This is a genomic window from Agrobacterium sp. CG160-95 (assembly GCF_053521725.1).
In genome coordinates, this window is the sequence record NZ_JBNWDU010000001.1 from 483,799 (window position 1) to 507,684 (window position 23,886).

At 62.3% G+C, this 23,886-nt stretch carries 26 protein-coding genes; 1 reads left to right on the forward strand and 25 read right to left on the reverse strand.

Going from position 1 to position 23,886, the window contains the following annotated elements; genetic code table 11:
• Positions 1-2: 2 nt before the first annotated feature.
• From ACQZ63_RS02405 to ACQZ63_RS02505, 21 genes are all read right to left on the reverse strand, one after another.
• Positions 3-428 carry a thiol-disulfide oxidoreductase DCC family protein gene (locus ACQZ63_RS02405; RefSeq protein WP_065704910.1) on the reverse strand — a complete coding sequence of 142 codons (426 nt, stop codon included), beginning with the start codon at positions 426-428 and terminating at the stop codon, positions 3-5.
• Positions 429-619: 191 nt separating this feature from the next.
• A complete protein-coding gene (locus ACQZ63_RS02410) occupies positions 620-2,029 on the reverse strand; it encodes a sensor histidine kinase (RefSeq protein ID WP_034501730.1) in 1,410 nt (469 codons plus the stop codon).
• A 9-nt stretch (positions 2,030-2,038) separates the two neighbouring features.
• Positions 2,039-2,797, reverse strand: a complete 759-nt coding sequence (locus ACQZ63_RS02415; RefSeq protein WP_013635754.1) for a response regulator transcription factor — start codon at positions 2,795-2,797, stop codon at positions 2,039-2,041.
• Positions 2,798-3,068: 271 nt separating this feature from the next.
• Entirely contained in the window at positions 3,069-4,622 is a 1,554-nt protein-coding gene (locus ACQZ63_RS02420; RefSeq protein WP_113555904.1) for a Do family serine endopeptidase, read from the reverse strand.
• Between the two features lie 156 nt (positions 4,623-4,778).
• Complete coding sequence (locus ACQZ63_RS02425) at positions 4,779-5,243, reverse strand: cytochrome c-type biogenesis protein (RefSeq protein WP_019564066.1); 465 nt, start codon at positions 5,241-5,243, stop codon at positions 4,779-4,781.
• Positions 5,240-7,234, reverse strand: a complete 1,995-nt coding sequence (locus ACQZ63_RS02430; protein ID WP_111796152.1) for a heme lyase CcmF/NrfE family subunit — start codon at positions 7,232-7,234, stop codon at positions 5,240-5,242. Before ACQZ63_RS02430 ends, ACQZ63_RS02425 begins: the two co-directional genes overlap by 4 nt.
• Positions 7,231-7,743, reverse strand: coding sequence for a cytochrome c maturation protein CcmE (gene ccmE, locus ACQZ63_RS02435; protein WP_003512141.1), 513 nt, complete (start codon positions 7,741-7,743; stop codon positions 7,231-7,233). Before ccmE ends, ACQZ63_RS02430 begins: the two co-directional genes overlap by 4 nt.
• On the reverse strand, positions 7,740-8,894 hold the full coding sequence (ccmI, locus tag ACQZ63_RS02440; RefSeq protein WP_162693163.1) for a c-type cytochrome biogenesis protein CcmI: 1,155 nt from the start codon (positions 8,892-8,894) through the stop codon (positions 7,740-7,742). The genes ccmE and ccmI overlap by 4 nt, the downstream gene beginning before the upstream one ends.
• 143 nt (positions 8,895-9,037) lie before the next feature.
• Positions 9,038-9,466 (reverse strand): membrane protein, encoded by a 429-nt coding sequence (locus ACQZ63_RS02445; protein ID WP_025592860.1) that lies wholly within the window; start codon positions 9,464-9,466, stop codon positions 9,038-9,040.
• A 107-nt stretch (positions 9,467-9,573) separates the two neighbouring features.
• On the reverse strand, positions 9,574-10,974 hold the full coding sequence (locus ACQZ63_RS02450; protein ID WP_003512137.1) for a sensor histidine kinase: 1,401 nt from the start codon (positions 10,972-10,974) through the stop codon (positions 9,574-9,576).
• Entirely contained in the window at positions 10,964-11,635 is a 672-nt protein-coding gene (locus tag ACQZ63_RS02455) for a response regulator transcription factor (protein WP_003512135.1), read from the reverse strand. Before ACQZ63_RS02455 ends, ACQZ63_RS02450 begins: the two co-directional genes overlap by 11 nt.
• A 96-nt stretch (positions 11,636-11,731) precedes the next feature.
• The gene (locus tag ACQZ63_RS02460) at positions 11,732-11,986 is read right to left on the reverse strand and encodes a hypothetical protein (RefSeq protein ID WP_003497070.1); all 255 of its coding nucleotides are present in this window, start codon (positions 11,984-11,986) and stop codon (positions 11,732-11,734) included.
• Positions 11,987-12,125: 139 nt separating this feature from the next.
• Positions 12,126-12,332: a hypothetical protein gene (locus ACQZ63_RS02465; RefSeq protein WP_003512133.1), complete on the reverse strand. Its 207-nt coding sequence runs from the start codon at positions 12,330-12,332 to the stop codon at positions 12,126-12,128.
• Positions 12,333-12,366: 34 nt separating this feature from the next.
• Positions 12,367-16,170 (reverse strand): baseplate multidomain protein megatron, encoded by a 3,804-nt coding sequence (locus ACQZ63_RS02470; RefSeq protein WP_448799079.1) that lies wholly within the window; start codon positions 16,168-16,170, stop codon positions 12,367-12,369.
• A 17-nt stretch (positions 16,171-16,187) separates the two neighbouring features.
• Positions 16,188-16,622: a C40 family peptidase gene (locus tag ACQZ63_RS02475; protein ID WP_113555906.1), complete on the reverse strand. Its 435-nt coding sequence runs from the start codon at positions 16,620-16,622 to the stop codon at positions 16,188-16,190.
• Positions 16,619-17,503 (reverse strand): DUF2163 domain-containing protein, encoded by an 885-nt coding sequence (locus ACQZ63_RS02480; protein ID WP_113555907.1) that lies wholly within the window; start codon positions 17,501-17,503, stop codon positions 16,619-16,621. The genes ACQZ63_RS02475 and ACQZ63_RS02480 overlap by 4 nt, the downstream gene beginning before the upstream one ends.
• Positions 17,500-18,138: a TIGR02217 family protein gene (locus ACQZ63_RS02485; RefSeq protein WP_013635745.1), complete on the reverse strand. Its 639-nt coding sequence runs from the start codon at positions 18,136-18,138 to the stop codon at positions 17,500-17,502. The genes ACQZ63_RS02480 and ACQZ63_RS02485 overlap by 4 nt, the downstream gene beginning before the upstream one ends.
• Before the next feature lie 90 nt (positions 18,139-18,228).
• Positions 18,229-18,810, reverse strand: coding sequence for a phage tail tape measure protein (locus ACQZ63_RS02490; protein ID WP_111783215.1), 582 nt, complete (start codon positions 18,808-18,810; stop codon positions 18,229-18,231).
• A 97-nt stretch (positions 18,811-18,907) separates the two neighbouring features.
• The gene (locus ACQZ63_RS02495; protein ID WP_013635743.1) at positions 18,908-19,129 is read right to left on the reverse strand and encodes a rcc01693 family protein; all 222 of its coding nucleotides are present in this window, start codon (positions 19,127-19,129) and stop codon (positions 18,908-18,910) included.
• A complete protein-coding gene (locus ACQZ63_RS02500) occupies positions 19,126-19,482 on the reverse strand; it encodes a gene transfer agent family protein (protein WP_111783216.1) in 357 nt (118 codons plus the stop codon). Before ACQZ63_RS02500 ends, ACQZ63_RS02495 begins: the two co-directional genes overlap by 4 nt.
• Positions 19,482-19,889 carry a phage major tail protein, TP901-1 family gene (locus tag ACQZ63_RS02505; RefSeq protein WP_003512111.1) on the reverse strand — a complete coding sequence of 136 codons (408 nt, stop codon included), beginning with the start codon at positions 19,887-19,889 and terminating at the stop codon, positions 19,482-19,484. The genes ACQZ63_RS02500 and ACQZ63_RS02505 overlap by 1 nt, the downstream gene beginning before the upstream one ends.
• Positions 19,890-19,996: 107 nt before the next feature.
• Between ACQZ63_RS02505 and ACQZ63_RS02510 the strand changes: the two genes are divergently transcribed.
• Positions 19,997-21,196 (forward strand): MFS transporter, encoded by a 1,200-nt coding sequence (locus ACQZ63_RS02510; RefSeq protein WP_162763630.1) that lies wholly within the window; start codon positions 19,997-19,999, stop codon positions 21,194-21,196.
• Between the two features lie 7 nt (positions 21,197-21,203).
• Here the strand turns inward: ACQZ63_RS02510 and ACQZ63_RS02515 are convergent, their stop codons facing one another.
• The 4 genes from ACQZ63_RS02515 to ACQZ63_RS02530 form a co-directional block, all read right to left on the reverse strand.
• Entirely contained in the window at positions 21,204-21,599 is a 396-nt protein-coding gene (locus ACQZ63_RS02515; RefSeq protein ID WP_113555908.1) for a DUF3168 domain-containing protein, read from the reverse strand.
• Entirely contained in the window at positions 21,596-21,931 is a 336-nt protein-coding gene (locus ACQZ63_RS02520; RefSeq protein ID WP_113555909.1) for a phage head closure protein, read from the reverse strand. The genes ACQZ63_RS02515 and ACQZ63_RS02520 overlap by 4 nt, the downstream gene beginning before the upstream one ends.
• A 3-nt stretch (positions 21,932-21,934) precedes the next feature.
• Positions 21,935-22,504, reverse strand: coding sequence for a head-tail connector protein (locus tag ACQZ63_RS02525; RefSeq protein ID WP_113555910.1), 570 nt, complete (start codon positions 22,502-22,504; stop codon positions 21,935-21,937).
• A gap of 112 nt (positions 22,505-22,616) precedes the next feature.
• The gene (locus tag ACQZ63_RS02530; RefSeq protein WP_113555911.1) at positions 22,617-23,885 is read right to left on the reverse strand and encodes a phage major capsid protein; all 1,269 of its coding nucleotides are present in this window, start codon (positions 23,883-23,885) and stop codon (positions 22,617-22,619) included.
• Position 23,886: the final 1 nt, after the last annotated feature.

Sequence of the window (23,886 nt, forward strand, 5' to 3'; positions counted from 1 at the left end):
GCTCAGAGAATCCTGTCCCTGTATTCCGGCGGCGCCACCCAGCATTGCGCACGTTTTCCGAACCAACGATAGCGATTGCGGGCGACAAAACGATAGACGGGATCGCGCAGAAATGCGGGAATTACGCGCAACATGCCAAGCAGCCGCCAGGGCATGCCAAGCGCCTCATAGATCGCAAGAACGCCGTCGCTATCCTGTCGCACCCTGTCGCCATCGACAACGAGCAGGCTGACCGGATTTTTGGGGTCCATTCCGTGCCGCCGGTAGATTTCCGTGCCGACGGCTCCCTGCATGGAGGCCAGCCGGAAATATCCGGCCTTGTCATGCCGCAGTACGAATTGCGCATTCACCGAACAGAGCACACATTCGGCATCGAACAGAATGATCGGTCCATGGTGGTCGCCGACCAAGGGGGCCATGTTTGCCATCGGTCATAAGTCCTTTTGCCGATCGCGATGCGATCCCCTAATAAATTGCAGCTGTAGAACCTTATAGGATATTCTTCCGATCATCTTTCAATTCAATCTCGAGAAACGATTATTTCTCGGAGGTGAACGAATTTCCGCACAAATAGCGGTGACCAGCCGGTGCTGGTGTCGGCGGCGTTGGACAGCGCGGCTTACTGGGTCGAAACGGGAAAGATCATCGAGACGGTCAGGCCCGGGCAGACGGAATTTGTAGTGTCGGTGTCCGACAGCGCGAGCGATCCGCCGTGCAATTCCATCACGGCCTCCACCAGCGACAGGCCTAGCCCCGTGCCGGGTTTGGAGCGACTTTCGTCCAGCCGCACGAAACGTTTCAGCACCTCGCCGCGCTTGTCGGCGGGGATGCCGGGGCCGTTATCGGAGACGGACAGCACGATGGCGTCCGGTTCGCTCACCAGACGCACGATGAGTTTTTTGTCGCCCTCGCATTCGCAGGCATATTTCATGGCGTTGTCGATAAGGTTCGAAAGCGCCTGGCCGATCAGCTCACGGTTGCCCTGCACCGAAAGACCGGGTTCGATCTCGGCCTCAAGCGTAAGTCCCGCGTCCTCGGCCACCGGTTCGTAAAGTTCGGCGCTGTCGGCGGCGATTGCCGACATGTCCACATCGGTCATTTCGGCGGCGATGGAGCCTGCCTCGACGCGGGAAATCATCAACAATGCATTGAAGGTGCGGATCAACTGGTCGGATTCGGCGATGATGCCTTCGAGTGCCGCGCGCCGTTTCGTCTCATCGTCGTCATCCAAGGCGGCCGCTGCCTTGTTGCGCAGCCGCGTCAGTGGTGTCTTGAGGTCGTGGGCGATGTTGTCGGACACCTGCCGCAAGCCCTCGTTCAGCTTTTCGATACGGCCGAGCATGGCGTTGAGCGAGCCGGACAGCCGATCGAACTCGTCGCCGGAGCGGCCCTGCGGCAGGCGCTGCGAAAGATCGCCGGCCATGATCTTCTTGGTCGCTGCCGACATGCGGTCGATGCGTTTCAAGGCATTGCGGCCGATGCCGAACCAGATGAGCAGCGCACCGGCGCTCATGATGGCAAGCGCCACCATCAGCGCATTGCGCACCAGCGCCCGGAATTTGGTGGGTTCGCCGAGATCGCGGCCGATCAGGATGCGTAGGCCGTTGTCCAGCATGAAGACATTGGCGGTCGCCATATGCTGCACGCTGTCGCCGCTTTCGGAATAACGTTCGTAACGGAAGGGGAAACCCGTCCAGCCCTCCTTGTCAAACACGCCGGGCTGCACGGAAGCGACGTTGCCTGCAAGGATTTCGCCATTGGGGCCGGCGATGATGTAAAGGCTCGCCCCCGGCTGGCGGGCACGGCGCTCCATCATCCGCAACAGCGGGTTGATGCCGCCGCGATTGTAGATGCGCTGCACATCCGACACTTCCTGCAGCACCGCGTCACGCGTCTGCTGGTTCAGCAGCCGTTCGGAAAGGGCGGTGACATAAAAGACCAGAAAGGCGGCGCAGAGCGCAAACAGCAGGATATAGAGCGCAGAAAGGCGCACCGCTGTTGACCGGAACAATATTCTGAGGCGGACCATTTTCGCCAATCAGCCCTCGTCCTTCATCATGTAACCCGCGCCGCGAATGGTCTTCAGCAGCGGCTTTTCGAAGTCCTTTTCGATCTTCGAACGAAGGCGGGACACATGCACGTCGATGACATTGGTCTGCGGGTCGAAATGATAATCCCAGACGTTTTCCAGAAGCATGGTGCGGGTCACCACCTGGCCGGCATTCTTCATGAGATATTCCAGCAGGCGGAACTCACGCGGCTGCAACAAGATTTCCTTGCCACCGCGCCGGACATCGTGGGAAAGCCGGTCAAGTTCGAGATCGCCGACACGGTAGACCATGTCCTGTTCGGGTTTGCCCTTGCGGCGGCCCAGCACTTCGATGCGGGCGAGAAGTTCGGAAAAAGCATAGGGTTTGGGCAGATAATCATCGCCGCCGGCACGCAGGCCGGTCACGCGGTCGTCCACCTGCCCAAGCGCCGAAAGAATGAGAACCGGCGTCTCGATGCCGCGCCGGCGCAGCTCACTGATGACGGAAAGTCCGTCGCGGCGCGGCAGCATGCGGTCGATCACCATCACGTCATAGGAATTCTCACAGCCCATGAACAGGCCGCTTTCACCATCGCTCGCGTGGTCAGCAACGATACCGACTTCCCGGAACGCCTTGGTCATATAGGCCGCAGCCTCGAGATCGTCTTCAATAACAAGAATCTTCATGTGCGGGACAATAGCGCCCTCGCCCTTTTCCGCACAACCGGAAACAGATGCGACAGACATTTCCTGAACCTTGTTTTCCATGAGATTTCCTCCTCGGTGCTGACTGGACCGGCTTTGTCGGTCCTTGTCTTCTCCCCCGCCGGGGGGAAGGTGGCCCGAAGGGTCGGATAAGGGGGCAAGGGCGCGGTCTATCGCTGGCCTTACCCTTGATCCCGCTGCCGCGACCTTCTCCTCCCCAGTGGAGAAGAAACAAGCGGCACGCGCGTTCCACATACTCTGTCCCGCCCTCAAGGTGAGAGACAGTCCCGAGCGACGCCGGCTCGAAGAAGAACCGGCGTCGCATCTCAGATTATCAACCCTGGTCGATATCCAGTGCGATGAAGCGGCTGCCGCTGTCCGTCTGGATCTGGAACAGCGCCTTGGAGCGTCCGTCCTTCTTCGCCTGCTCGAGAACCTTCTCGATATCGGCGGCAGAAGCCACCTGCTGGTTGTTGACGGAGGTGATCTTCTCACCCGTCTTCAGGCCACGGGCAGCGGCGTCGCTGTCCGGATCGACATCAGTGATAGCAAGGCCGTTGCCGTCGTCAGCGGGCGCAACCGTCAGGCCGAGGCTCGACAGCACCTTTGCGCTGGAAGGTTTGCTGCCACTGTCGTTTTCCTGGCCCGGCGTTGCTTTGGAGGCATCGTCGCTTGCGAGATCGCCAAGCGTCACGGTGACCGACTGCGACTTGCCGCCGCGCCAGAGCGAGATTTCAACCTTGCTGTTTGGCGTCATGCTGCCGATGCGGCGCGACAGATCGCGGGCATCTTTGACCGGGTCGCCATTGACGGCAGTGATGATGTCACCCTGCTTGATGCCAGCCTTGTCGCCCGGCGAACCGGACTGCGGCGAGACGACGAGCGCGCCCTTCGCTTCGGCAAGACCAAGCGACTCGGCAATGTCCTTGCTGACGGGCTGGATCTGCACGCCGAGCCAGCCGCGTTCGACCTTGCCGTCCTTTTGCAGGTCGGCGATCACGTCCTTGGCAACGGACGACGGAATGGCGAAAGCAATACCGACATTGCCGCCGGAGGGCGAGAAGATCGCGGTGTTGATGCCAACGACTTCACCGTTGAGATTGAAGGCGGGACCACCGGAGTTGCCGCGGTTCACGGCGGCGTCGATCTGCAGGTAATCGTCATAGGGGCCGGAGCCGATATCGCGGCCACGGGCAGAAACGATGCCCGAGGTTACGGTGCCGCCGAGGCCGAAGGGGTTACCGACGGCTACGACCCAGTCACCGACGCGAATCTTGCTATCGTCGGCAAACTGCACATAGGTGAACTTGCGGTTTACATCGACCTTCAGCAGCGCCAGATCGGTACGCGGATCACGGCCAACGAGCTTGGCTTCGAGTTCGGTACCGTCATTCATCACCACCGTGTAGGCGGAGCCGTCATCGACAACGTGGTTGTTGGTGACGACATAACCGTCTTCGGAGATGAAGAAGCCGGATCCTTGAGCGACGGGGCGCAGCGGACCCTTGCCGTCACGGTGACGGTTCGGACCACGGTCGGGACGGTCCTGGTTGGGACCGCCGAATTCCTTGAAGAAGCGCTTCAGGGGATGGTCGTCCGGCAGCTGGTCGAGACCACGGCCGCCGAAATTGAAGGAAAAGTTGCTGGAATCATCGGAAGCGGGCTGCACGTTCGACTGGACGCGAACGGAGACGACGGCGGGCGAAACCGCCTCGACCACATTGGCGAAGCTCGGAACCTGCGGCGCAGTCACCTCAACCGGAGCGGCAAAGGAATGAACGATCGGTGCGGCGATGCCTGTGGAAAGCATCAGCGCGGCAAGACCGCCAACGGTCGTTGCCTTCAGAACCGTCTTCAGCGAGGAGAGTCCGTTTTGTGAGTGAGACATGGTGTACCTTCTTTCTTCATTCAGACTGGAACCCGTTTGACCGGGGGAGAAGCGGTGGATGATGAAGATATAGGAGGCGACACCTTACAGCGAAGTGTCTGACGAATGAAAAAACCGTAATGTTGAAAAAGAACCGAGGACGGATATGAAAATCAGTTATTTTTCAATGAGATTACGAATTCTCTCTTCTTCGTCCGCGCTCAGTTTTTCCGGCCGCTCCTGGGTGGCGCGCCGACGCGAAAAAACGAGGATGGCGAATATTCCCGCAAGCGCCAGAACGATGGGCGCGCCCCACAAAAGTGCGGTGCGCATGCTGAAACGCGGTTTCAGCAGCACGAATTCGCCGTAACGAGACACGACGTAGTCGACAACAGCCTGATCGCTATCGCCTGCCACCAGCCTGTCCCGCACCAGAACGCGCAGGTCCCGTGCCAGTTCGGCATTGCTGTCATCGATCGACTGGTTCTGACAGACCATGCAGCGCAGTTGCGACGTGAGATTGCGGGCGCGCTGTTCCAGTGCGGGGTCTTTCAGCACCTCGTCCGGGTTGAAGGCGAAGGCCGGCCATGACGTAAACATGAGAACGAGAAGGAGCGTGAGCCCCGACACAACCTCCCTCATTCCGCCGCCTCCGGCATCGCGGCCGTTTTTGCCGGCTTCGCCTTGCGGCTCGGTGCGCCCACCCTCAACCGTCTGTCGGAGAGCGATATCAAACCGCCGGCCATCATGAACAGCGTGCCGCCCCAGATGCACAGGATGAAGGGTTTCCACCAGATGCGCACGACCATGCCGCCATCCGCCATCGGGTCACCGAGCGAGACGTAGAGCTGGCTGAGGCCGAAGGTCAAAATGCCCGCTTCCGTGGTCGGCATTCGCCGTGCCGTGTAGAGCCGTTTGGAGGACCAGACGTCGGCCACTTCCACACCCGCCTTGCGTATGGTGAAATGGCCGCGATCCTCGGTGAAATTAGGGCCGACTGCATGGCGGATGCCATCGAAGGTGAGACTGTAGCCGCCCGCCTTCGCCTCCATGCCCTGCTTCATTTCAAGAACGGTTTCGGTCTCGAAGGTGGTGACGGTGACGATGCCAAGCACGGTGATGCCAAGCCCCATATGGGCAAGTGCGGCACCGAAGGCCGAACGCGGCAGGCCCTTCAACCGGCGGAATGCGATGCCGAAGGCCAGTTTGCCGAAATTGGCCCGATACCAGAGATCGGCAAGCGCCCCGAAGATCAGCCAGAAACCGGCTGCGATGCCAAGTGCGGCCAGCACCGGGCCGCCGTTCTCCACGTACCAGAGCGTCAGCCCGGCAAGGGCTGCAATGGCGGCCGCCACATACAGCCGCTGGAAAGCGCCGAGAAGATCGCCGCGCTTCCAGGCGAGCATCGGCCCGAAGGGCGTGACGATCAGGACCGGGATCATCAGGAGGCCAAAGGTGAGGTTGAAGAACGGCGCGCCGACCGAGATTTTTTCGCCTGTCAGCGTTTCGAGAATGAGCGGATAGAGCGTGCCGATCAGTACCGTTGCGGTCGAGACCGTCAGGATCAGATTGTTGAGGACCAGCGCCCCTTCGCGTGAGATCGGCGCGAACAATCCACCCACCTTCAGCGAGGGCGCCCGCCATGCGAACAGCGCGAAAGCTCCGCCGATGAAAACGGTAAGGATGCCGAGAATGAAGATGCCGCGGCTCGGATCGGTGGCAAAGGCGTGCACGGAGGTCAAGACGCCGGAGCGCACGAGGAAGGTGCCGAGCAGCGACAGCGAAAAGGTCATGATCGCCAGAAGCACGGTCCAGATTTTCAGCGCTTCGCGCTTTTCCATGACGAGTGCCGAATGCAGCAGTGCGGTGCCCGCAAGCCATGGCATGAAGGAGGCGTTTTCAACCGGATCCCAGAACCACCAGCCGCCCCAGCCGAGTTCGTAATAGGCCCAGTAAGATCCCATGGAGATACCTGCCGTCAGGAAGGTCCATGCGGCGAGCGTCCACGGCCTTACCCAGCGCGCCCAGGCCGCATCGATCCGGCCCTCCAGAAGTGCAGCGACGGCGAAGGAGAAACAGACTGAAAAGCCGACATAACCGAGATAAAGCAGCGGCGGATGTATGGCGAGGCCGAAGTCCTGAAGGATAGGGTTCAGGTCCTGCCCTTCGGCCGGCACCCGCTCCAGACGCATGAACGGATTGGAGGTGAGCAGGATGAACAGCAGGAAAGCGACGGAAATCCAGGCCTGCACGGACAGCACATTGGCTTTCAGCGTTTCCGGCAGGTTGCGACCAAAGACGGCAACGAGCGCGCTGAAAAATACCAGGATCAGCAGCCACAACAGCATGGAGCCCTCATGGTTGCCCCAGACGCCGGTCAACTTGTAGAGCATCGGCATCAGCGAATGGGAGTTTTCCCAGACGTTGCGCACGGAGAAATCCGAGACCGCATAGGCCCGCGTCAGCGCCGCAAAGGACAAGGCCACGAGCACGAACATCACGACGGAGCCGAGCGAGGCGATATCCATCAGCGCCCGGTCGTTGCGGCGCGCGCCGATCACCGGCAGCGTCGAGACGATCAGCCCCACGGCGAGTGCCAGAACCAGAACGTAGTGGCCGATCTCATTGATCATTTTATCGCTCCGGTCTTGTCGGCTGAAGCTCCCGCAGGAGAAGGCGCTGCGCCGGAAGGTTGCCCGCCCTCTCCGGTGTTCTGCCACAGGCCCTTGTCTTTCAGCCGGTCGGCCACTTCCTTCGGCATGTAGTTTTCGTCATGCTTGGCCAGAACGCTGTCGGCAACAAAGCCATGGGTCGCGGCATCGAAAACGCCTTCCGTCACCACGCCCTGCCCCTCGCGGAAAAGATCGGGCAGAATGCCGGTATAGCTGACGGGCACGTTTGCTTCACCGTCAGTCACCGTAAAGCTCACCGTGCGGCCCTCCCCGCGCTTGACGGAGCCTTCCGCCACCAGCCCACCAAGGCGGATGCGGGTGCCGGGATTGACCGGCGTCTTCTCCAGATCGGCCGGCATGTAGAAATAGGCTATGGACTGGCCGAAGGCGAACATGACGAGCAGCACGGCCGCGACGATGAAGCTCATGCCGCCGCCGATGATTGCGAGCCGTTTCTGTTTGCGGGTCATTGCGTCACTCCCTGCGGCATCGCGCGCCCTTGCCCGTCCATGCGAACGGGTCCGGCGGAAACTCCCAATTCCTTCGCCAGCGCCAGAAGCTGCTTACCCTCTTCGCCCTCAGGCGGAAAAACCTGCAAACCGGCTCTCAGTGCCTCGCCCGCCTTCGCTGCATTGTTCAAGACGGAATAGGCGCGTACGAGGCGCATCCAGCCTTCGAAATCACCGGGATTTTCCTTGAGCTTGGCGTCGAGGCTCGCCACCATGCCCTCGATCATCGCCTGCCGGTCGGCGGGCGTCATATCTTTCGCCGCCGCCACGTCGCCTGCGGTCGGGCCGGGCGCTGCCTCGCCGCCGGTTCTGGCGATATGTTCCCGCACCAGCGGCAACCATGGCGCACCGGCTGGTGCATCCGCCGCCAGTGCTGCAAAGGCCGCACGCGCCTCCTGCGCCTTGCCCGCCTGCTCCAGCGACAGCGCCAGATAAAAGCGGGCGCGTGGATTGCCGGGTCTCAGCCGCTCGGCTTCGGCAAAGGCCTCACGCGCAGCCTCGATGACGATGCCGTCATTGCTCGCCACCAGTGTTTCGCCAAGTCCCGTCAGCCGTTCTGTGCTCGGCCCTTGCAGACGAAGCGCGTTGCGATAGGCAAGCTCGGCATCGCCAAGCCGCATCGTCTTGAAATAGATCGGCGCCAGGATATCCCAGCCTGCACCGTCGTCGGGGTTTTCGGCCAGGTGCCGCTCGGCACGGGCGACCAGAAGGTTCATGTCGTTACCGGGTTGCTCCAGACGTGCCTCGAGCGGCATGTCCGGCACTTCCGGACTTCCCTTCCAGATGTAAAGACAGAGGCCAAGTGCGGGTAGCAAAACGGTAATCAGGGTTACGGCGAGATTGTGCCGCAGCGGCCGGGCGCTGCTTTCAGCGTCTTGACGGGTATCGGCTGCGGCAAGCAGCCGGCGGCCGATTTCGGCGCGGGCATATTCCGCCTCCGTCTCGCCGATCAGGCCAGCGGCACGCTCGCGGTCCAGTTCGGCAAGCTGGTCGCGATAGACTGCAACCTCGCCGTCGCGGCGCGTCTGCGACACCTCGGTCTTCCGCATCAGCGGGTACATCAGGACGATGGCGACAGCCGCCGTCAATATCGCAACGACAATCCAGAACATATGGCTCAATTACTCGAATGCACGGCACATGGAAACATGAAGCGCGGAGATGACGCGAATTTGAGACATCACGCCGCACCGCCCGGCGTCCAGGTGCATCGCTATAGCCCTTCCTGTCACTCGGAAAGGTCCATGACCTTGATTTACGTCAAAGGAGACCAGCTGCCATCGGCATTGCGACAGGCCGCACCGCGAACCCGGGTTTCCTTTTCATCGACAGTCAGCGTGTGGGAATATTGCCGGCAATTCTGGTTGCCCACCTGATAGGGCGCATTGGCAACCACCTGGCCACTGGCATCGTCGCCGGTCCATGTCACCGGCGTACCGACCGGGGCGGTTTCCAGTGCGCGATATTCGGCCTCGAGCGCTTTGGTGCGGTCGCCCTTTTCGAGCTGCAGACCGCTTCGTCCGACAATGCCGCCCTGCATGTTGGCAAGGAACGGCGTTGAAGGTTGTGCCGAACCGCCGAACAGACTGCCACCGGCCGAGCGGGTGCCCGTGGTGGTGCAGGCGCTCAGCATCGATACGCACAGGATCGAGAGAAGTGCCGGGCGTGACACCAGCGAACGCATCGTCACGGAGCGGCAGCCATCATACACGTCAACCAAACCCTGTCCTCTTTTCCTTACCGCACCGCGCGTTATATATCGGCATTGAATTTCTTGCCTTTTTTCTTGCCTCACGCAAGCTCTTTCGAGAGGCCAGGCAAAATCAGATCGGCTTTCAGGCCACCTATCCCGCTGCGCGAGAGGGAAAAGTGGCCATGGTACTCAGACACCACTTCGGAAACGATCGACAATCCGAGGCCGGTGCCCGGACGGCTTTCGTCCAGCCGCCTGCCGCGCTTCATCGCTTCGCTTATCTGCCCGGGCTCCAGCCCCGGCCCGTCATCCTCCACGATCAACTCCACCCATGAGCGCCGGCCCATTTCGGGGTCGGAGGACGGGTGAGTGCCGGTCGCAAGCGTGACGACGACTTTGGTCTGTGCAAAACGCGCGGCATTCTCCAGAAGATTGCCGACGATCTCCTCCAGATCCTGTTGTTCCATGCCCAGCACCGCCCCCGGATGCTCGAAATTCAGCTCGAACTGCTTGTCGGGGTTGAGGCGGCGCATGACGCGCACCAGCCGTTCCAGCGCCGGCTCCGCTTCCACACGGGCAAGGATCGAGCCGCGCTGGGCGGCAATGCGGGCGCGGGAAAGATAGGATTGCACCTGCGCCTGCATGGCGTCAGCCTGCGCGCGCACCAGATCGCCATGCTGCGGCTCCAGCGTGCGGGCCTCGTTCAGAAGCACGGCAATCGGCGTTTTCAGCGAATGTGCGAGATTGCCGACCTGCATGCGGGCGCGCTCGACGATGCGCCGGTTGCTGTCGATCAGCGCATTGACTTCGTTCGCCAACGGCTGGATTTCGCGCGGGAATTCGCCTTCGAGGCTTTCCGCCTCCCCGCCCCTGATCTTTCCGAGCGCCAGACGGGCCTGATCGAGCGGCCGCAGACTGTAGAGAATCGCAAGGCCATTGACGACCAGACTGCCGACGCCGAAGACGGCGAGCGCCAGATAAAGGCTGTTGGAGAAATTGCGCACATCGTCTTCAACGACGTTGAGGTTGCCGGAAACGCGGAAACGCGCCGCACGGCCTTCACCATCCAGCACGACTTCCGTTTCCGCCACCCGCACCTTGTTGCCCGCCTCGTCGGTCACGGCATAAAAACGCTCGTATCTGTTATCGAAGGGAGCATCGATAATGCTCGGCACCGGCAAGGACGCGACGCCGAGCGAAGAGGAGACCAGCGGTGCCGTCTGGAAATTGCCGAGCGGCTCCACCACCCAGTACCAGCCGGTATCGGGCTGCGAGAACCGGAGATCGCCGAGCTGCGGGCTGCCGGCCAGCGTATTCTCGTTCGAAATCGTCACGGAATTAATGACGTTATAAAGCTGCGCCCGCAGAAGATCGGTGAAGCTGCGCTCCACGCCCTGCCGGTAGAGCGTCGAGATCACGACGGCAATGACCACCAGCGCCAGCGCCGACCAGGCCGAGGCGAGAAGAAGAACGCGGGCGGTAAGAGAGCTACTTCGCATCTGCCGGCGCTTGCATCCGGTAACCGAGGCCACGGATGGTCTCGATCAGATCAACCCCGAGCTTCTTGCGCAAACGTCCGACAAACACCTCGATCGTGTTGGAATCCCTGTCGAAATCCTGATCGTACATATGTTCGACCAGCTCCGTGCGCGAGACGACCTCGCCCATGTGATGCATGAGATAGGAAAGCAGGCGGAACTCATGCGAGGTGAGCTTCAGCGTCACGCCGTTGACCGTTGCCTTGGAGGATTTGGTATCGAGCTTGACCGGTCCGCAGACGAGTTCGGAGGAAGCGTGGCCAGCGGCGCGGCGGATGAGCGCACGCACGCGGGCAAGAACTTCTTCCACATGGAAGGGCTTGGTCACGTAATCGTCGGCACCGGCATCGATACCCGCCACCTTGTCGCTCCAGCGGTCACGGGCCGTGAGAATGAGGACCGGCATGGCCTTGCCCGCCGCGCGCCATTTCTCGACGACGGTGATGCCGTCCATCTGCGGCAGGCCGATATCCAGAACGATCGCGTCATAGGGTTCGGTATCGCCGAGATAATGGCCTTCCTCGCCGTCAAATGCCTGATCGACAACATAACCGGCTTCTTTCAGCGCGTCGGTCAGCTGACGATTGAGATTGGCATCGTCCTCAACCACGAGAATACGCATTATCCGCCCTTTCCTTACGTCCCGGCCCGCGCGCGCGTCGCCGGTCATGCTAACTGTGTCGGATTGTTTTCCGATATTTCGGCGATGCGGGCAAGGCTACATCGGCACGCGCATCGTTACCTTGCGCGGGCGCTCGCCATTACCCTGGACGAGAACGGTAACTACACAGGACTGACCGTCACCGGAGGGATAGACCGAAAGAAGCTGGCCACCGGTTTCGCGCACCACGCGGGCAACGGCCGCGCCGCAATCGCTTGCAGCCAGAATGTAATGGCCCTGCAAATCAGCCTCGGGCGCCGTGAAACCGGAAAGCCCGGCTGCAAGCGTCGCGATGATGAGAGGTGATGCCATTGCACAAATCTTCCAAAAAAATCGGCTGCGTCTCGAACCGTATTGTGACCGAATATGTAGCGCAAAGCGTCTGAATGGCAAATGAATGCCGCCCCCGACGCCACGACGCACGGCGGGGACGGTATGGGCGCAACTGGCGTCAGCGGATGGCACGGGTTGCCGAAAGGCGGCCGTAAAGTGCGACGAGGCCGCCAATTCCGCCCGCAACGGTCACCAGTCCCTCCGCCAGCTCGCCGTGCAGGCCGGCGGGAAGATCAAGACCAGCGACGCTGAAAAGCGGTGCGAAAACCGCAACCAGGGCGCCCCATATCGTGCGCGATTGATACCATGCCTTGGTACTCTCCATAATCTCGTCCTTTGCGTTGTTTTTCAGGTGGTTGTCAGAGTGGGAGAACGGCGTGCGCCGCCACTCCCAGAGGCACCGCACGGCCGAGCTGACGGACACGCACGGAAATGTGATCCCGCAAGGTCGGGAAATCTGTGAGTTCGCCCGCTCTGGGGTACAGCCAGAAGGGTTCGGAGACCTCTGCCGTGCGTCGAACGGCCTCGCGATCCAGCACCTCCACGCGGTAACGCTCGAACGGCTCTTCCAGCGGTATCTCGCTCGCGTCCCAGCCATCGGCCTCCATCCGGCCTCGGCGCACCCAGCGCAGCAAAATGCCGTCCCTGCGCCGCTCGGCCGCAAGATGCACCGGCGCAAGCGGCGTTTCAGCCCGCAAGCCACCCTCGAAGACAAAAGGACCGGCGGGGGCGCCCGCCATTCCCGCCGCCTCGGCGATCCAGTTCAGCCGCCGTCCGCGTTCGGTCGCGGCAAGACCGAGCGGCTGCACCGCCGCGTCCAGCACCACAACAGGGGCGCCCACCGGCGCGCCAATGGCCAATGCATCTTCCGTGCCGCCAAGCCCACGCAACAAAGCGGAAAGCCGCCAGCGCGCGGGCGCAATTTCCTCCGCGCGCGCGAAAGCGATGATCTCCCAAACACCGTTTGCGGCCCTCACCGCCATGCGGTTCTCGCCGTTCAGCACCGAAAGCTCCGTGGCCGAGGAAAGCTCGCTGGATGGCAGATCGATCAGGATGGTGTTTTGCCGGTCGAAACGGCCGGAGGGGCCTGATGTCAGCGGCATGGCCAACGTGCCGATCATCGCGGGCCGGTCAAGCACGGCGCGCTGCCGGTAGCCCTCCGTGCCGGCGGAGGACGAAACGACGATTGGCCGCCATGGCCGTGCAAAAACGGCAATCCGCGCCGAATTTTCAGACGCTGTGCCGTCATGGCGCGGCAGGTCGAGAAACAGCACCTCCGGGGCAAAGCCTTCCGCGCCGTTTGCCCCGCCAACACGACGCTCATCCACAGCGCCCGCAAAGGCGACGGATGCCGCGGAAAAGGCGCGCGCCTCCACCTGCCGTACAGTACCGTCCTCAATCCGGCTGACCAGGAACCTCCCTGCCGGAGCCTCCGAAAACACACTCTGCGGGAGACGGATGCAATCGCCGGGTTCCAGAGCGATATCTGCGGGCGGCAACGCAAAACGCAGTGTGCGCCGTGCCTGCCTGTTGTCACGCAACAGGGCCTCAGCCGCGACTTCCCCTGTTTCCGCCGGGAGTGCCGCGCTAAGGTCGAGCCGCATGACGCGGCTGCCGGCATTGTCGATACGGCGCGAACGCACACTCGCCTGCTCGTAGTCCAGCGCCGGATTGAACGAGGTCAGCACGGCCTCTGCGGCGAAATCACTGTCATGTCCGCGATTTTCCGACCACAGCGGTTCGTCGTCCAGATCGGCCAGCACGGCAGCGTCACGCACGGGCAGAACCGCCGTATTGCGCGAGCGGAAGCGCAGGGTTCCGCCGTCCTCGGCCACATCCACCTGAAACGCCGACATCAGCGGCTCCAGGAGGTTGCGGGCCGAGGTCACGTCGCCCTGCACATACCCCGTCAGATCGCCACTGACGGCGGAGACGTCGAAGCCGGAAAATCCATGGTCCGTCAGGATCGCGGCGATGGTATCGGCAAGCGTGGCAGTCCCAAGCCGGCCGTTCAGCCAATGGCCGGTACGCCAGTTGGCCCCATCGCTCCAGGCCGCGCCGTTCTGCGGAAAGGCGGGGAACGGCCGCGCATCCCAGGTCCACATATAGACGCGGTTCGGATCCACCATCGCCGCATCGCCCTTCCCCCTCCAGTGGTCGAGATGCGCCTCCAGAAACCGTCGCTGCTGGCTATCGGCGCGGCTTCTGCGGGAAAAATAGGGATAAGCGTTTTCCGCCGATTTCGGATCGGGAAAGACATTCGGGCGCGTCGCACTCTTGTCCACCGCCGGGCAGCCGAGTTCGGTGAACCAGATCGGTTTCGACCCCGGCACCCATGCGGTTGGCGTCAACTTCTCCGCGCCGCGCACCCGGTCAAAATGGGGATTCTGCCACCAGCTTCGCAGGTCCTTGTAGCGGAATACCCACGGCTTGCCCCTGAGACCATCAGTGATGGGCTTGCGTCGCCGCGCCGCGCGGTCGGCATCGCTGGCGTAATACCAGTCGAAACCCTCGCCCGCCGTGATGGCATAACGGAGGGCGTTAGCATCGTCCGGGCCGCTCATACCATCAGGATTGCCGTTTGCAGCATCCTCGTCGCGCCAGTCGGAAAGCGGCATGTAATTGTCGATGCCGATGGCATCGATATCAGGGCTTGCCCACAGCGGATCTAAATTGAAGAACACGTCGCCGGAACCGTCCGCCGGCTGATAGCCGAAATATTCGCTCCAGTCCGCGCCATAGGTCAGTTTCGTTGCCGACCCGACAACGGCGCGCACATCCGCCGCCAGCCGCACCAGTTCCTCCACGAAAGGAAAGGCGTCGTTATGGTCGCGCAGGCTTGTCAGCCCGCGCAGCTCCGAGCCGATCAGGAAGGCATCCACCCCACCCGCCTGCGCCACCAGCGCCGCATAATGCAGCACCATGTGGCGATACCCCTCAGTGCGGTTGCACAAGGTGGAAATCTCCGTGCGCGTGCCTGCACTGCGGTCGGGCGAACCTGCCAGGCCCGGTGCCGGAAAACAGGTGATGCGTCCGCGCCAGCCATAGGCGTCCTGCTCGCCTTTGCCGTAGGGGTCCGGCAGGCCGTTGCCGGCTGGCACATCCATCATCACGAATGGATAAAGGCAGACCTTCAGACCACGCGCCTTGAGGTCGGCTATCGCCTGCACAACGCTTTGATCATCCGGCGTGCCACCATAGGCCGGGCCGCCGCCGTGATGGCTGACGAGATGCGCTTGCCCACGCGAAACACCGGCGACGGACCATGCCGCACTTTCCCTGTCGCGACCTGCCACTTCCACACCCGGCAGAATGCGGCATTCGCCCGCGCGCATGTCGGTGCCGAACCAGCTCACCACCAGCGCCACGCTTTGCAGATTGGGGCACAGCGCCTGCAATTCGTCGATCGCGGCCTGCCAGTCGGTCAAGGCCGTCAGGCAATTGCGGTTCATGATGCGGCTTTCACCCATGCCGGTGCGTTCCGAAACCTGCGCCGTGGCGTAACCGTGTTCCGTCGCACCGGGAATGACGGTGATGGCACGGATGGCTTTTTCCAGCCGGCCGACCGGTCGCACCGCCTCGAACTGCATCAGCGGAATGCGGTTGCCATAGCTGTCAAGCGGCAGGCGTTCGAACACCACATAGGCCAACCCGCGAAAGGCGGGTGCATTGCCTGCGCCCTGTTTTGCCTCGATCAGCGGATCCGGTAATTGCGTCTCGCTGCCGGGATAAAAGCGCATCTCGATGGCGCTCAGGTCCAGTTCCCGCCCATCGGCCCAGACGCGCCGCACCATGGCCGCCTCGCCCTCGCACAGCCCGACGGCGAGATTGGCGAAGTAGCGAAAGGTCTCGACCTTCGGGCCGCGATTGCCCTTGCCGCCGCGACGCGTCACCTCGACGCTTTCCTCAAAGCGCGTCGCCCAGATCAGCGTGCCGCCGATCCTCGCCGTGCCGTAAAGCCGGTTGATGGCCGCGCCTTCGTCCGCACCCGGAATACGCGCTGTGGAAAGCCGGGCGCCGGACACCGTCCGCCCGTTCGAAAGCAGCGCGCGGTCGACGGCATGGCCTGCCAGCGCGCCAGCCGCGCGGCCGATGATGGCACCCACGGGGCCGAAAACGCCGCCGAGTGCTGCACCCGCCGCCTGAAAGAGAATGGTCGCCATGGTCGCCTCGAAAAATGTCAGGGTTCGGGAAAACGGAAGACGCCGGCAATACGTCGCTTCCAGCCGGGCACCAGCGCCGAGCGCACAACTGCCACCTGTTCATAGGCATGGATGAAATGCTGCGGCCCGGCGAGGATGCCGAGATGTTTCGCCGCTGCATCGGCCCGCCAGCGGAACAGCAGCAGGTCGCCCGGCATAGCCTCTTCCATATCAGGCACCGCCGAAAAATAACGTTTCGCGGCCTCCAGCAACCGGTCCTCGCCGCCCCGCTCGGCCCAATCTGGTGCGTAGGGCGGCGGCAGTTCCGGTTCCTCGCCGTAAAGCGAGCGCCAGATGCCCCTGACAAGGCCGAGGCAATCGCAGCCAACGCCTTGCAACGATGCCTGATGCCGGTAGGGCGTGCCGATCCAGCCTTGCGCGACCGCCAGCACTTTTTCTGAGGTAATGCTCATGGAAACAGCGCCTTGCCGTCATGGGTCTGGCCGCCGCTGGCGTAGGAATAGGCGAAATCCGCCCCCGGCAGATGCGGAAAGCCACGAAAGTTCAGGTGATTGGCGAATTTGGCCTTGCAGGTCGCAAAACTCTTGTCGCAACCGGCGATGACGGAAAAAACATCACCCGGCTGCGGCGGTTGCTCCGGAGCGAGCCAAAAGGACAGAAGCGTGGCGCCATCGCGTTTCTCGTGGCCGTCGAGATCGAAACCCTTGCCGGCAAGTTGGCCGCTCAGAAACTGCAATTTCCCACGGCTGAAGAAACCATCGGCGAAAGCGTCCAGCCCTGTCACCAGCAGGTTGCCCGCCGCGTCCGTGCCCGCAACGCTGCCGGTGCCGGTAAATCGATTGAGATCGACGCCGCATCGCCGATCACCAAGGGCGGCATCGCAGCGCCGCCCATAGACCCTGCCCTGCGGCTGGGAAAGACGATGGGCGATGCTGCGCAGCTCGGCACGAAACGCTCCGCCCGCCCGTGTCACCTCACCGATTTCGCGCATGTTCAGCAGCACATGCTGTTCCGGCACCTGCCAGTTGACGAGGTAGAGCGCCACCTGCGCACCATCGAAACGTCCGGCGGCCAGATCGCTTTCGGAAATCGCCTCACTGGAAAAGCCGCCCGTCACTTCGCCCGCACTCGCGCCAAGTCCGGCCTCGCTGTCGCTGTCACTCGCACCAAAGCCGCTTGCGGCCAGATAGGCGGTACCGGCGAAGGAAAGGGTACCGTCATGGTCGGTAAAACCGATGACCTCGCCGTCCTTCAGCGTCACTTTCCAGCAATGGCAGGTGGTCGTGGCCTCGCCCGCCAGATGTTCGGCCAAAGCGGCAGGAATGGTCTTCATGGCAGGATTTCCATCAATGGAATGGAGGGAATGCGGCCCGCCTCGAAGGCGGTGAGGTTCACGTCGATGCGGTCGATTGCAAATCGCACCGGCACGTCGAATTCGAAACCGGCCCGAATTGCGGCACCGGCAGGCGGCGCCTTACCGGCGCGAAACGTCACCGTACCGGTCGCATGGTCGACCGAAAAATCCGACAAAACGGCTTTCACCCCATCGACTGAGATGATGACCGAAGCCTCGACCGGCTTCTCCACCCGCCGGGTGAAAGAACCGCCCGCATCGGCATAGGTCTTCACCAGCTGAAAAGCCGTCGTCGTGCCGTCACCGGTGCCAATCTTCTGGTCGCTTGCAGCAGGTGTCTGGCCCGGCGGACATGATTTGAAATCCACCGGGTCGCGAAACCGAAAGCCATGGAGTTCACCGCGCCGCGCCTCGAAAAAGGACAGCACCTCGTAAAGATCGGCAACGGAGCGAATGCCCGACCCTGCGTCATAGGCGCGTCTGGCATTCTTCCAACGCTGGTTGCGGTTCTCCCGCCCATTGGAAAGGTTGACGATATCGGTTCTCCTTACCGGCCCGCCGCTCACGCCAAGCGCCAGCCTCAGCGGAAACCGCACTTCATGAAATGCCGCCATGTCGTTGTTCCTGGATTCGTTTTGATAGTCTGGGAAAGATGGAAGGGTCACGCTCGACACAGAGGTCTTGCAGGGAGGAGGTCCAATCCGTCACAGGCCGCGCTGGCCACGCCCGACGCTGCGCGCCAGCATGGCGGCGATCTGGCCTTCACTTTTTCTGAAGCTCGCCGCATCCGTCGCCGTCACATTGAAAACGATCTGCGCGCCGCCGCCACCCGCCGGTGCGGCAACACCGAGCGCCCCATCCGAACCACGCTTCAGCGGCAGGATCGCCTCGGCACCCGCTTCGCCCATCAGGCCAAGCCCGCCGCCCATCGGAAAGAAGGCCGGGCTTGCGACCACACCGCCATCGGCAAAGGGCGTGATACTGCGTCCCGGCACCCCGCCATCGGCAAAGGCAAACAGCGAACCGCCGCCATTCAAAAGCCCGCCCACAGCATTGCCGATCATGTTCTCAAGCGGCTTCAGCCCGGCGGAAAGCGCAATGCCGGAGAGCCGTTCGCCAAGCCCGCGCAACACGTCATCCAACCCCTTGCCGCCCGTCACCGCGGCCTGCATGGCAGAAGTCAACGCCGCCCCGAACCGCTCGGAACGCCGTTCGAGATCACCCATCACCTCCGAGAGCGCTTCCGCTTCCTCGCGACTGTCCGCAATCGATACTTCGCCTGCCATCACGCTTGCCTTTCTGATTCAAAACGGAACCGTAGATGTTTGAATTGCCTGGTCGTTTTCACGAAAGATGCCCGTCCCCCAAAATAGCAAACCACACTCACCCATCCGGAAACCGTCGCATCATCGCATCCATCGCCGGGCGGTCGAGGGTGTGGAAAGCGGGGCGGATGCCGCCGGTCATGGCAAAGAATTCCCTTGGCGTCAGCCGCCAGAAGGTTTCGGAGGAAAGCCGCAGCAGGTGGAAACCGGTGTGTATTACCGCCTCCCAGGGAAAAGGACGCGGCGTCAGATCGCCCACCTCACCTGCTGCGGCACTCAAGGGTCCGGCGGCGTGCCCCTCGAACCGGCAAAGGTGGCTGTCAGGAGATCGGCGACGATGGCGGCGTGGCCGGCAACGCCGCCTTCCACCGTGGCTGCGGCCACGTCCTCATCGGAAAACACGTTGCCCGCGCCGCGCAGACCTGCGCCGATCACCCGTATCATATCGGTCGCCTTCATACGTCCGGCTGCGAAACGTTCGGCGAGCGCGGTGAGATCATCGGCCTGAAAGGCGGTTTCGAGTTCGGCGAGAGCGCCGAGCGTCAGGCAAAGAACGCGCCTTTCGCCATCGATCAGCGCCTCGATCTCGCCGCGATGGCGGTTCGCCCGCCCGTAACGTAACCCTTGCGGCATCACAGTGCTCCGAAATTAAGGAAACCGGCCGATTCCAGCGCGGTCTCGAATTGCACTTCGCCATCGTGGCGACCGGAATATTCGAGCGCGACGATCTGGAACGGCCCGGTGATCGTGCCAAAGTCAGGAATGACGATCTGCCAGCCCGGAATGGAGCCGGCGAAAAATGCGCCACGCACCAGCGCATCGCTTGCCTGATCCTTGAAGATGCCCGACGCCGTCAGCGATGCCCGCTGCACGCCGGCGCCGGCCAGAAGCTCGCGCCAGCGCCCGGCGCTTTCGCCGTCGGTAATATCGACCGCCTGCGCGTTGAAGGCCAGACGCTTGGTTCTGAGCCCCGCCACGGTCACATAGGAGCCGGCGTTGTTGAACTTCAGCAGCAGGTCCTTGCCCTTCTGCGCCACCATGGTGTTCTCCCTCTCGTTTCGATTGATGTCGTCTCGTTTGATGTTGCCGGGTCGCAACTGGCCTGCTACCAAAAGCATTCCCGCATCTCGCACCCGCGATTTTCATCATGTCTGATGCCACCCCCTTCACGTCTCGCGCGCGCCTTATCGGCGTGCTTGCGGTTGGGCAGGTCGTCAGCTGGGGCACCGGTTTCGACATGCTGGCCATACTGGGGCCACGCATCGGACAGGAACTGGCCATCGCAAACGAGGTCGTTTTTGCCGGTCTCACCGTCATGATGACGATCAGCGCCCTCTGCGGCCCGCTTCTGGGAAGAACGCTGGTGCGCCGTGGTGCCGCCCCTGTTCTTGTGGCGGGTTCGTTGCTGTTCACGGCGGGTTTTGTCGTGCTCGCCTTTGCGGGCGGCGTGATAAGCTACGTCCTCGGCTGGGTCGTGATGGGTCTGGCCGCGACCTGCGGCCTGACGACGGCGGCCCATACGGCTGTGGTGGAACGTGTCGGCGCGGAAAGTGGCCGGTCGCTGACGCTTCTGATGGTGTTTACCGGACTTTCGGCAGCGGTTTTCCTGCCCGTCACCACCGTCGCAGATCAGCACCTGGGCTGGCGCGGCACCCTTTTGGTATATGCCTGTCTGCAGATATTCGTGCTTCTCCCACTCTATGTTTTTGTCCTTCCCGGACGAAGGACGAGCAATACTCAGGGCACTTCGAAAGGCGCTGCGGTCTCGACATCGCCTGTCGATACGCGGCGCGCCTTTCTGCTTCTGGCGGCAATGACGACGCTTAGCGCCTTCACAGCCTTTGGCTTTTCGCCGCTCCTGCCTCTGCTGCTGGTCCATGCCGGCGCATCGCAATCGCTCGCCGTGCAACTGGCAGCCGTGCGCAGCGTGCTTGCGATCATGGCGCGCGGGCTGGATTTTCTGCTTGGAAAACACGGCAATCCCTTCGTCACCTGCATGATCGGCTTAGGTATGCTGCTCGCATCCTTCGTGCTATTGCTCGTTTTTGCCCCGGCCATGCCCGCTTTCATCGGCTTCATCATTTTCTTCGGCTTTGGCGCGGGCGTGCTCACCGTCAGTCGCGCGGTGTTGCCGCTCGCAGTATTTTCACCAGAACAATATGGCCTTCAGGCTGCGCGTATCTCCCTGCCGCAAAACCTTGCCATTGCCGTGGCGCCCATCATTTTCACGCTGGCGCTGGATCGCGGCGGGGTGGCGGCCATGCTCACCATCGCCGCCGTGCTGATCAGCATTTCGTTTCTGCTGCTGATCGTGCTCTGGCGCACCGTGCGCAAACAGAATTCCTGAACCGACCCTATTCCGTTACCGCCCTGAAACGCATTTCTGCGAGGAAGTTCCGTGTCTTCGGCTCGCGCCGCGAACGGCTGGAGAGAAGCTGCAGATTGACGAGCGAGATACCGACAAGCGGAAGGGCGGCATCGTCGAGCAGGGGTTTCACCCGCCCGGCAATCTCACCCGCGCACATGCGGCCATTGGCATCGCTCCAGATGTCCAGCGACAGAAAATGTTCTTCGGCCTTTTCCGTCGCGGTGGAGTAATCGCGGCTTTCAAGTTCGCCGATAACGATCAAGGGCAGGACGGCGCGCGGCAAAAGCCGGTCGACGATACCGCCGGGGATAAGCGCCATCAGAGCAGCGTCGCCGGAAAGTCTTGCGAAAATCGCCTGTAGAAGCACATTTGCGGCACTCACGGGCTTTCCTCCTCACAGCGGCAGACGATGAAACGGCGGGTCTCGTCCGGATCCATCACGGCCCGGATCGCCAGAATGCGCCGTCCCTTGCGAAAGCGCATGCCGGCAACAATGTCGCTGCGCCAGACCAGCCAGACGCGGTGGGTGATTGTTACGCCCTCAGCCGAGGCCCGCTCATGCGAGGCATTCGAAACAGGTTCGATAGCCGCCCAGAGCGAACGCAGGAAACTCCAGCTTTCCGCGACCCCACCCTGCCCGTCCGTTACCCCGTTGCGCACCTCAAGTTCCAACCGCGCCGTAAGCTTGCCGGGGTCGAGAAAAACGAGGTTCATGGCTCAGAGCCCCACACGGCAGAACGGCGACACCAGCCGCTCGTAACCGGCCGGAACCGCTGCGGGTTGATTTTCCAGAGCAACGGCGCCGCGGAAGGCGAACATCTGGGCCACATGCATCAGCATGGCGCGTTTCAGCGTATCGGGCACATCGGTTCCCGCCTCACCGTAACCGGCAATGAAGTCGATCTCGATGCCGTTCATCACCCGTCCGGGTGCTGGCGGGTCGCGCAGCCACAGCCGCGCCGGGCGCGCCTCACCGTCAAGCAATCTGTCGGCGGCTGTGATGTCGGCCGCGCGCCCTTGACCGTCAAAAACCAGAATCGTTTCGATGGTTTGCACCGGTCCCTTACCAATCAGAATCATGCCACTCGGCGGCCACCGGTCGAGATAGAGCCGCCAGGTCTGGCGTATCAGGCAAAGTCCCGTCGTACGTTCCAGATGCTCGCGGGCGGTAAGGATCAGCGCAGCGAGCAGCGCATCCTCGTCGCCGCCGTCGAGACGCAAATGCGCCTTCACCTCGGCAAGCGTCAGCGGCTCCGCCTGCGGCGGATGAATGAGGGCATAGGTCATGGGGTCTCCGGATATGGGACAGAAAGAATTCCGGCCGAAAACGTTTGGCGAAAATGTAGCATCCGCACGCCGTCACCCCCGACTTGGTCCGGTGTGACGGGGAAGATTGTGGTCAATTCACCCCGAACTTCACCAGCTTGATCGCCTCGAAGTTCTGCACGCCGCCGCCCACGCGCTTGGTGGTGTAGAACAGCACATAGGGTTTTGCCGAATAGGGATCGCGCAGGATGCGCACGCCGGTGCGGTCCACCACGAGGTAACCGGCGCGGAAATCACCGAAAGCGATGGCGAAGCTGTTTGCCGCGACATTCGGCATGTCTTCGGCCTCCACCACCGGAAAGCCCATCAGCGAGGCGGGCTGCCCGGCGGCAGCGGGCGGATGCCAGAGATAGGCGCCGCTGGTATCCTTGAAGCGGCGCAGCGCCCCTTGCGTCTTGCGGTTCATCACGAAGTTGCCGTTCTGGCGGTGGCCTGCCTTCAGTCCATAGACGGCATCCAGCAGCACATCCATTGGCCCCGCGGAGGCGAAGCCACCCGCAACACCGGTGGCGACATAACCGATATTGCCCCAGCTCCAGCTGTCATTGGCGACGGCCGTATAGGAGAGGAAACCCTTCGGTTTGTTGGTACCGTCGCCGGCGATGAACGCCGCTGCCTCCTGTTCGGCAAAGGCAATGTCCACTTCCGAGGCGATCCAGGCCTCGATATCCACGGCCGCATCATCCAGCAACCCCTGTGTTGCGGCAGGCATGGCGTAGAGTTCCATGGTCGGGAAGGAAAGTTCGGAGAGCTTCGGTGTCGTCGTCTCGGGGCGAGCCGCCGTTTCAGAAACCCAGCCGGTGGCAAATCCACCCGGCGAAAACGGCTTCTTCAGCACGGCAGTGGAAACCTGCCGCACGGTCGCAAGCGACCGGATCGGTGAAATCGCCGTCATGCGGCGGCCGATCTCGCCATCCGTTTCGGTGGGCAGCAGATAACCACCATCGGCGCCTGTCGATCCGGCAAAGGCCTTGGCCTCCAGATCGCGCAGCGCGCCCTCCTCACCCCGGCGGATATAGGCCTCGAAGGCGGCCTTGTGCTCATCCGTATCGAGGGAATGCGCCTGCTTGCGGCCGAGCGCCGGGCGCGCTTTCTTGAGCGCCAGATCGTCCATGATCTTCCGGTTGTCATCGAGCGCCTTGTCGATGCGGTCGAGCTTGTCGCGGGTCACGACGTCGGACCCCATCTTGCGTTCGATATCGGAAAGCCGCTGGTCGTTGGTGTCGCGGAAGGCCTCGAAGGCCTCCATGAACTCGTCGAAGGCCGCCGTCATCGTATCGGGCACGGCCTTCACCTGCGGCGCAACCGTCATTGCGGCCGGTTTTGTCATCTGGTCTGTCATG